The organism is Rhizobium hidalgonense (genome assembly GCF_002914525.1).
In the GTDB taxonomy this organism is placed as follows: Bacteria; Pseudomonadota; Alphaproteobacteria; order Rhizobiales; family Rhizobiaceae; genus Rhizobium; species Rhizobium hidalgonense.
In genome coordinates this window covers 1-6133 of record NZ_LODW01000113.1, presented here as the reverse complement: position 1 = coordinate 6133, position 6133 = coordinate 1, and the positions used below count along the sequence as shown (strand labels likewise).

General features: G+C 57.6%; 4 protein-coding genes and 1 pseudogene. 2 read left to right on the top strand and 3 right to left on the bottom strand.

Annotated features, from left to right (window positions below):
• Together ATY29_RS31870 and ATY29_RS38415 are read left to right on the top strand one after the other, a co-directional pair.
• Positions 1–489, top strand: a 489-nt coding sequence (locus tag ATY29_RS31870; RefSeq protein ID WP_244597483.1) for a hypothetical protein, incomplete at its 5' end; no start/stop codon positions are given.
• 581 nt (positions 490–1070) lie between these two features.
• A pseudogene (locus ATY29_RS38415) lies at positions 1071–1418 on the top strand (DUF4334 domain-containing protein); the annotation flags it as partial.
• Between the two features lie 270 nt (positions 1419–1688).
• Here ATY29_RS38415 and ATY29_RS31855 read toward each other — a convergent pair.
• The 3 genes from ATY29_RS31855 to ATY29_RS38080 form a co-directional block, all read right to left on the bottom strand.
• On the bottom strand, positions 1689–2438 hold the full coding sequence (locus tag ATY29_RS31855) for an HAD family hydrolase (protein WP_004675991.1): 750 nt from the start codon (positions 2436–2438) through the stop codon (positions 1689–1691).
• 158 nt (positions 2439–2596) lie between these two features.
• On the bottom strand, positions 2597–3697 hold the full coding sequence (locus tag ATY29_RS31850) for a cysteine protease StiP domain-containing protein (RefSeq protein WP_004675992.1): 1101 nt from the start codon (positions 3695–3697) through the stop codon (positions 2597–2599).
• A gap of 114 nt (positions 3698–3811) precedes the next feature.
• A complete protein-coding gene (locus tag ATY29_RS38080) occupies positions 3812–4945 on the bottom strand; it encodes a phosphoribosyltransferase domain-containing protein (RefSeq protein WP_011053330.1) in 1134 nt (377 codons plus the stop codon).
• Positions 4946–6133 lie beyond the last annotated feature (1188 nt).

The window sequence follows — 6133 nt, the reverse complement described above, 5'->3', positions numbered from 1 at the left end:
GTCAGAAAACCAAAGGAGGTGCGATCAGCGGAACGCCCATTGCGAGGATTGTCTGCCCACTCTCCCGGAAGAGATGACGATGACACCTGGGAGAGCGCGGACGTCGTGGCGATCGAGGAGACGGACGATACCGTCACCGTACTTCTCTGGCATCTGAAATACTCGCAGGCAGTAATGGGGCGCCGGGCGGACGATCTTTACCTCGTTTGCGGTCAAGCACAGAAGGGGGTGAAGGGGACATGGAGCTTGAAGAACCTCATCAACCACCTGACCGTGAGAGAAACATCACATCTTAAGGGCCGGGCCCGTTTCATTCGAGGCAGCCTGAATGACTTGGCCACGCTTCGAAAGGCTGCCCGACGCAAGTTCATCGAGTACCGGATCGGGATTGTACAGCCGGGTCTTAACGGTGAAAACATACCCGCAGAACATCTTGCGCTTCTGGGAGCGACTGCCACTTCATACTGTCTGTCACCGGGTGTCCCCTAATGACTGTCGCGAACCGCACCGATCCAGCTTAGCTGCCGGCCACCGTCTCCAGCGGCGCTACTTTCCATGACGGCAGGGCCGCCGCGAACTGTCACGGCCTTCTTGGGGCTTTCGATATCGAAATTGACGTTGTAGCGGTTCCACTCTGTAACAGCGGCAGAGCCGCCGACAAAATCAGGGGTAGGAATGCTCGATGTCCTGCCGATTGTTGCGGCGGGTGCATAGCTGCAGTGCAACATAGACGCTGGCTTCATGGCGCTGGCCCGAGTATTGCTATTTTCATCGAAGCGATGCTTCCTCCCGCAACGCTTCGAAGTTTAGACGGCCCACTCCTCCTCCCAAAGGGACGTCTGTGGGAACAGCGGCACTCCTCCTCCCAGGTCGCCGTTCGGTTCTTTTAGGAAAGCCTGCCGCACCTCCTCCCGCGGCAGGCTTTTCTATTTCGGGGCGATGGGCCGTCAGAGCCCGAGATCAAGTTGGGACTGGGGTCGTGCATTGCCGATCGGAGGTCGTCAGCGTTGAAAGCGTGACGCCGAGCAGCCGCACTGGCCGCTTGAATGGATAGACAGTCGCCAATCGACGGGGCATCGTTCGATGGTGTGCTCGAAGATCTTGGCTGGTTCGGCAAACGGTTCACGCCGGACATGCGCGCCGATGTGCTGCTGTTTCGAGCGGGAGACCGGCGGCTGGTTGCCGTGGATCCCAAATGGATCCCGCTTCGGCTAACGTTGCGTTTTTATAAGATCGACAGGACGCGTGTGGCAAGCAACCAAGTTTTCCTATCTCCAGCGCCGGCTGCGGGCGAGGGCCCGGTCGCGTCTTTGAAGGCCATGATGTTCGGCTGCGTCAAGAGCGCGGCCATGGTCTATGACGATCAACCCATCGTCGACCATTTCCGGCGGATCGACGCCGAGAGGATCATGGGCGCGAAATTTCGCTCTGCGCAAGTAAGGCACGAACCGTCGAGACGGCAGTTCCTAATGAGCTCATCGAAAGGTCATATCATGCTGAAATACAAGCTCTACGTACTCGTGGTAAAAGCCGACGGGAATCTCGCGATCCTCGCCGCGCTTGCCATGGTTCTTACCGCGATATGGCGCGGCGTTTTACCCATAGGAAGTTTCTACTGAAAGACTGGAGGTGCAGGATCATTCCTGCACCCTCCTCACATATCACCACGTTCGCAGTACGCGTGTCACCTATCTCTCACGCGCAACAGCGGAAACGACAAGGTCTGTCATTTGAGAGTTACCCGGAGCGCCCCACCAGTCGCAGAGGGACAGGTAGGAGAAGTCGCTCACACTGTCACCGTAGCCGATCACTGGGCGACCTGGATGCTCCGTCCGAAGCTTTTTGAGCAGAAATTGTGAGGCCACCCGTTTTGAGATCGCAGGCGGAACTAGCGCAAGGTTATTGCCGTTGTGGTGTCGAACCCAACCCCGTTTTTCTCGAATGATCGGCACAATCTCTTCAAGGCGTGAGCCGTCTCCGTCAATCTCTTTGAAGACAACATATGTCGCGAGATCAGCTTCCATCACCGACCAGCACCGGATGTGGACGCCAAGTTCCCTCGCCTTGGTCCTGCCCTCATCGAGGAGCTTATCGAAAAAGCCGGCAAGCGGCCGGAGCTCCCTTGCGACGACCTCATGCCATTCGGCGTCAGGCTTGCCGTCCTTTTTGAGGATGACGGCACCGTTCGATACGATTGAGTAGCTTTCAAACGCGATCGTAACGCGCGAAAGAGCCTCAGAGCCGCGCGCCGTAACCGGGATGGCCTCCGTGGAGACGAGCAGCCACTCGACAAAGGCAGCTTGAATCTTCGTCATATAGGAGTTGCTTCCATTAATGGATTTGGACGCCAATACCAGATCGGCTTCCGCAATCTCCGGTATCTTTTTCTTGGTTTGAAACAAGGTGTCGTCGAGGTCCACCAGAGCAATGGGCTTCATATGCGTACTCCAAAATGCGACTGGTTAAATATCTGATCGATTGCCAGATGTGAGCTTTCGCGGATTCTCCATTGGCAATGAATTTTACGATACGGAATTTGTCACATCTCAGTTTCCTTGACCTGCGCGCCGAGCTCGTAAGTAGACATACGTGGAGATTAGGAGACGTGCCGGATCAGCGTGACGGCGCGGTAGGGGGCGATCTTTCTAGGGGAGACGACATACGGGACGCCTTTGTTGTCGATCAGGTACATGAGGGCCGCGAGTTCTGGATCGGTTGGCGACGAGACGTACACCTTTTCCGGCACACGTCGCAGGATGGCTCTGGTCGCCTCCGCAATGCCCGGCTTTACTCGGTTGATGTTCGTTACGGCGTCCTCCCCCATCACCCAGGCGACGGCAGCGGCGGCGGCATCGCGATGCGCCCGGCGGGTCTCGATACTCCAGACGCTCGGGATTTCGGTTGCAATCACAGTGGAGACATCATTCCACATACCATCCACGAATGATCGGGAAATATCGTGTTCCGCGAGATTATCCCACTGGACGCAGGCGTGGAAGTCACCGGGACCGACGAGGGCAGCGTTGAGGATCGAGCGGCTGATAAGCCCGGATACGGTGCATCCTAGCATTCCGGAGGGAATAAGCCAGTCGTCGCCCGATGCGGCGAGCCATGCGCAGCCGCAGGGGTCGGCCAATACAACTAGCCGCGCAGGCCGGTCTGAGTAGTCCTTGAAGCTCTTTTCGAGTTGGTTCGCAATTGCTCCTTTGCCCGTCCAGCTATCTACGAAGACGATGCTCTCGACAGGACGCCTGGCAAGAATGTGGCGCATAGCCTCGTCGTCAACGCCCTTGTCGCGAATGATCGACAACCCGTAGTGTCCGACGTCCCGGCCGAGTAAGGCGATGGCCCTCTTGAGAAGGATGCCGAAGGGCACGCCGGCGCGGACCAAACTGACAAGGGTAATAGGACCCTCGACCGACTGCACGATCGCGAGGGCGAGGCGTGCCGTCTCGGCGCCCATGCGCGGGCCACCAGTGGCCATGGCCTTAGCAAACAGCTCCATGTATTCGCGGGTCGGGGCCATCTCGGCGGAAATCATTTCCGAGTAATGCCGCCGCCCGGATTGGATGGCCTCTTCCCTCGTGGCCGTGTCAGTAGGCTGAATATCCACTCTCTTGAGAAGGAGCGTCACGTCGTATTCGGCGTAGGAGCCTAGTGTGGCAGGGGAGGCGATGCTGTCATAGGTATCCCCCATGGGAGTGATGTCCTTAGATAACGCGACAGCAGTGTTGTGTCGCCGTGGACTGGCGGAAATGTCCGATCGAGTGAGCCGATTTCGAAGCGGCAGACCGCATGGCCTAAGGCGGCTTCATTCACCTTCTACGTCTGAAAGGACAATGGGATCGCCCAGTGCGGACATCAGGCTGGCACAGACATTTTCCGGGCCTGTCTCCGAGCAGAGTATAATTTTCGAGTACAGCGCTGGATCGACGTTGTAGAGGTAATGTGGAACTGTTCCGCCGTAGTTGTCGGAGAACGAAAGTACTGAACCGATCGCGTGGCCTTTCGACAGGGGAGAACGCGTCACCGATGAATAGAAAACCTCAGCGCCCTCCTTTTCCAAGCGCTCCGCAAGCAGGAAGGGCTGCCACACGTGTTCGCCCGTTCCGAGTACGAGGGTAATCCCGTCATCGGCAGCGTTTGCATTGAGACCCTGCAAGTGATCGACGACGCCGAGACGCGCCCAGTCTCGAGCGACGTCGGGACAGACCTCGGGCCGCTTAGGACGGTCACAGGAAGGGACCTGCGGAGTAGCTGCCGTGAAATCCCCACGCGGAGTCCAACTGTACCGTCCGGAAACGATAGTAGCCTCACTGACTGTTCCCGTGATCTCCGCGCGGGCAGCGCCTTCTGACCAGTCGGTAAGCGTAAGTAGGACTGTGTGCTTCAGCTTCAAACGAATTTTTGCGGGAAGGGCAGCGAAGATGTTGGCAAATGTCTTACCTGTCGAAGCCTCATCGTCAACGAGTACCAAGCCGGTCGCACCATGAACCAAGTCGCGGAGCCTTGCCTCGCATGGTTCGTGCAGGAGGTGCCGCGGGGCATGGCTATGCTCTTCCTCAAATTCGCACAGCAGCGGCAGTTTAAGATCATGGCGAGTGGAGCAGATATATATTGCATCGCCGCGACCAGTGAGTTCGCGGAACCGCCGATGGACACCCGCACCAAGGCCAATGCCCGCTTCGGCTATTCCGATGAACAAAACCGGACCAGGAATATCGGCAGGAATCTGACGTGCAAGGAGGTCGAATGCATTTCCCATGACCGAAGGGCGGATCGGCAGGAATCGACCAAGAACCTTGGAAACAAACAGAAACGAGCGGTTCGGGTTGATTCGCTGCCCGAAGCCGAACATCTCGATGGGGGGTACAAGGCTTCGATCCACGTGAACCGAGATAGTGCCGTCGGCGAGTTGCGCAGAGTATGTTGAAGGATTCACCATTGCCAGCTTTCGAAAGTACGGACGTTTACCGTGGAAAAAATCCGTGCCATATGTTTCCGTGACGCCGCACGCTCATTGGCGTCTCGTTGACGAGCAGGGTAGCACTTACCTCTCGAGGCTCAGAGTGCATCCGCGCCACGATATCGCAGGAGAATTCGCCGGCCCTTGGCGCGAAGGCCAGCACGGCGCGAGCGCCTCCCTGGTTTCAGCTTCGTTGGGGCTAAATCCCGATCTGAGGCCTTCCTGCCCCGTCGATGCGGCTCGTGACCCATCTCCGACAAAGCGACTGGGGCGATAGAAATAGAGTTTACGTCAGTTCATCCTCGCTCTCTGCGGTGAATCAGTAGCATGAAGTGAAGCAAGGGACGTGCCACTCGGACATGCAGCACGAATGCGAGCTGAATAGGCACCAGAACTCGAATATTGCATTCCAGGTCTCACGCGGCAGATGTCCAGATTGCCGGGAAATTTCGTATTGCATCCATAACGGCTTTGGGCGACGGATTGCGGGACCTGCCATGGCAAGCGCGTGCGGTCGCGAAACCTCAGATGGCGGCGAAGCGCTGCAGTTAAGAGAGATGCTGGAGCGTATATTCGCCTAAACGCTGCTGACGTGGCGGTTGGGCCTTTGAACGGTGGACGAGATCAGCCGGGAAAAAAGGCGTAGCTTCATTGAAATCGGCAGGGTGTACCCCGCCCACTACCGGGGATCAGAGCAGGCCAGCCTTGGCCCCAACCTGCGATGATAGCAGGTGCCTGGGGCACCTCCAGCACGTCGAGGGTTCTGCATCTTCGTGTCAGCCAATAGCCGACAGTTCGCACCACGTTTGTATTCGCTTTGTCTGCTTTACGACAGACTTAAGTCTTGATGCCTGCACTCAGCCGTCGTTGTTCAGTCCCGGCATTTTCATGGAGCGGATCGAGGGTGAAACGTTCAGGCTGCGAAGTCTATGTCTTGCAGACGAACTCGTAGTGTGAGGCCCTTGAGGGTCTTGAGCCTGCGTGACCTGCCACTGAACTTTCATCCAGCGGCGATTAGAGCCTCGGCGGTTTTGATACGCCAAGTGGCGCGGTGTGAGCAACCGGCAACGCGGATCGTGTCCCAGCACCTGGTGTAGCTGACGGTAGGGAGTAAAGCCGAGCGCCCGCGCGCTTCTCGTTGCGCTGTAGCGGGTGATCGGCTTTGCG

Excerpts from the sequence above, each read along its gene's own strand:
- ATY29_RS31855 (WP_004675991.1), bottom strand. The coding sequence starts at position 2,438 with ATGAAGCCCATTGCTCTGGTGGACCTCGACGACACCTTGTTTCAAACC.
- ATY29_RS31850 (WP_004675992.1), bottom strand. The coding sequence starts at position 3,697 with ATGGGGGATACCTATGACAGCATCGCCTCCCCTGCCACACTAGGCTCC.
- ATY29_RS38080 (WP_011053330.1), bottom strand. The coding sequence starts at position 4,945 with ATGGTGAATCCTTCAACATACTCTGCGCAACTCGCCGACGGCACTATC.